Source organism: Streptomyces sp. NPDC059900 (assembly GCF_050270335.1).
Taxonomy (GTDB): domain Bacteria; phylum Actinomycetota; class Actinomycetes; order Streptomycetales; family Streptomycetaceae; genus Streptomyces.
On the sequence record NZ_JBNNJZ010000883.1, the window covers coordinates 1 to 2,372 of the forward strand.

Here is a 2,372-nt window from a genome sequence, read left to right on the forward strand (position 1 = left end):
CCCCGAACGGATGCCTCTACGGACCTACCAGGTGCCGGCGAAGTCCACCGCGACGTTCTCGGTGTGGTTGACGACGTCGCCCTCGACAGAGCTGCTGTTGGCCGTCGCGAGGCCGTCGTCCGCCGCGGCCGCGGCCGCACCGGCCAGGGTCACCGAGGCGGCCAGAGCAACCGCCGCGAATACCGTACGAATGCGCATGTTCTCTCCCTTGCAGGTCCTGTTCGACGCCTTGGAGAGTGCTCCCTGCGGGTTCTGGCAACCGCCGAAATCCATTGACCGACCACAACGAGTGTGGATCTTGACCCATCCGCTCAGCGTTGTGTACTGGTCATACCTTCAGAAACGGGCCCAGGGCCTCGCATCGTCTTCACCCCCGTGGCCAGAGGGTTCGTCCTCTGTATTGGGGTCCGCGGGCATGGCAGGGGGCGCTCGAGGTGGTCGACTACTCCGTCACCTCGGCCGCCCGGGTCGCCAGGCGAGCTGAGGACGATGCGATCGCCGGCGTAGGTCGGTGCACCGAGCGGGTGATGCCGGGGACTCTGTGGTCCGATTCCGGATCAGGCGGAGATTCAGATGCCATCGGCCATCGGGGCCGCAGTTGGCGTTGTGTTTCCTCCTCCCGCCCTTCGCGCGCAGTTCCTCGGCGATGCGCATCGCTTGCCGGCCGTGAAGCCGGATCGGTAGCGCGGCGCAGAGGTTTCACCAGCGTTGCTGCGGCCGCCAGCGAGTGCCGACGGTGGGGACGACCCCTACCCATCCGGCTCGGATCGGTGGCTGCTCGCGGACTGGCCGGGCGAGCTGGCCGCTGCGCTGGAGCAGGGGCGTTGCCTGCGGTGGCCCCATTGAGCTTCCCGCGTTCGTCTTCAGTCGGCTGCTCGGCTTCTGCGAGCAAACGACTGCGAACTGGATGGCCGAGAGCGGCGGCGACGAGGCTTGCCATGCCGCCCACCGGGCCCGCGGGGCGGACCGCGTCTGATACATCTCCCGGTCCTGCCAGGTATGGGGCGGGGCACACGGTGTGGGCGAGGGTTCCTACAGCAGGGCGCCGCCGGACACCTCGAGGCGCTGGGCGGTGACCCATCGCAGGTCCTCGGAGGCGAGCGCGGCAATCGCGTCGCCGATCTCCTGCGGTTCGCCGACGCGGCCGAGCGCGGTCTGCGCGCCCAGGGCCTCGCGCATGTGCGCGTCGTCCCGCATGGCGCCGCCGTTGAAGTCGGTGGCGGTGGGCCCCGGCGCGATGGCGTTGACGCGGATCCTGCGCGCCCCCAGTTCCGCGGCCAGGGTCCGGCTGAGGACCTCGACGGCCGCCTTGGAGACCGAGTAGACCGAGGTGCCGGCACTGGTGTGGCGGCTGAGGGAGGAGGAGACGTTGATGATCCGCCCCCCGTCGGCCAGCACGGGCGCGAGCGCCTGGATGAGGAAGAACGTGCCGCGCACATTGGTGTCCATCACCGCGTCGTAGTCGTCGGCCGTGACCGCTTCCAGCGGTCCGAACAGCCCGATCCCGGCGTTGTTGACCAGGACGTCCAGCCGGGTCGCGTCCCAGCGCTCCAGCTGCGCGGCCAGGTGGGAGACGAAGGCGGGAAAGGAGGCCACGTCGCTGATGTCCAGCCGCAGTGCGGCGGCCGCGGCGCCGGTTTCCTGGACGCTCTTGACCGTCTCCTCGGCCTCCTGCGCGTCGCCGCGGTAGGTGACGATGACGCGCAGCCCGTGCCGGGCCAGCGCCTGGGCCGTGGCCCGGCCCAGCCCGCGATTGCCGCCGGTCACCAATGCGATCTTGCCTGGCTCCATGAGTGCTTCTCCCTGCGGGAACGGAAGGACGCCGGCGGGGAGTGCTCCCGCCGGCCGGATGCGAGTCGTGCGACTCGCCTCCCTTTCCACGTAAGCATCCGCACAGTGGCGAGTCAAGTGACTCGCCTCGCAATGGGTCATACTGGGCCCATGACCGCAGGACTCTCCGCGCACCATCAGCAACTCGCCCAGCGCAAGCGCGAGGCGATCACCGCAGCGGCCACGAGGCTGTTCCTGGAACGGGGCTATGACGGGACCTCGCTGGCGAAGATCGCGCAGGAAGCAGCCGTCTCGAAGTCCACGCTGTTCAAGCAGTTCCCCACCAAGGCGGCGCTCTTCGAAGCCATCGTCACCGAGTACTGGAAGGGCGGTCCGGACCCGGCGGCGCCCGCGGCACAGTCAGGTGACCTGGGCGCCGGCCTGAGCGCGATCGGCCGCCAGTACGCCGACCTGATCGGCCGGCCCGCGATGGCGGCCCTCTTCCGCATCGTCATCGCCGAACTGCCGCGCTTCCCGGAACTGGGGCGGGCTCAGTTCGAGCTGGGCAAGCTGCCCTACTTCATCTCCGTCCAGCGCTACCT

At 69.6% G+C, this 2,372-nt stretch carries 3 protein-coding genes; 1 reads left to right on the top strand and 2 read right to left on the bottom strand.

Going from position 1 to position 2,372, the window contains the following annotated elements:
• Window positions 1-24 precede the first annotated feature (24 nt).
• Window positions 25-198, bottom strand: coding sequence for a hypothetical protein (locus tag ACQKIP_RS45280; protein WP_365863414.1), 174 nt, complete (start codon window positions 196-198; stop codon window positions 25-27).
• An 834-nt stretch (window positions 199-1,032) separates the two neighbouring features.
• On the bottom strand, window positions 1,033-1,791 hold the full coding sequence (locus tag ACQKIP_RS45285) for an SDR family NAD(P)-dependent oxidoreductase (RefSeq protein ID WP_365863416.1): 759 nt from the start codon (window positions 1,789-1,791) through the stop codon (window positions 1,033-1,035).
• Between the two features lie 150 nt (window positions 1,792-1,941).
• Here ACQKIP_RS45285 and ACQKIP_RS45290 point away from each other — a divergent pair.
• Window positions 1,942-2,372, top strand: a 431-nt coding sequence (locus ACQKIP_RS45290; RefSeq protein ID WP_427745667.1) for a TetR/AcrR family transcriptional regulator, incomplete at its 3' end; no start/stop codon positions are given.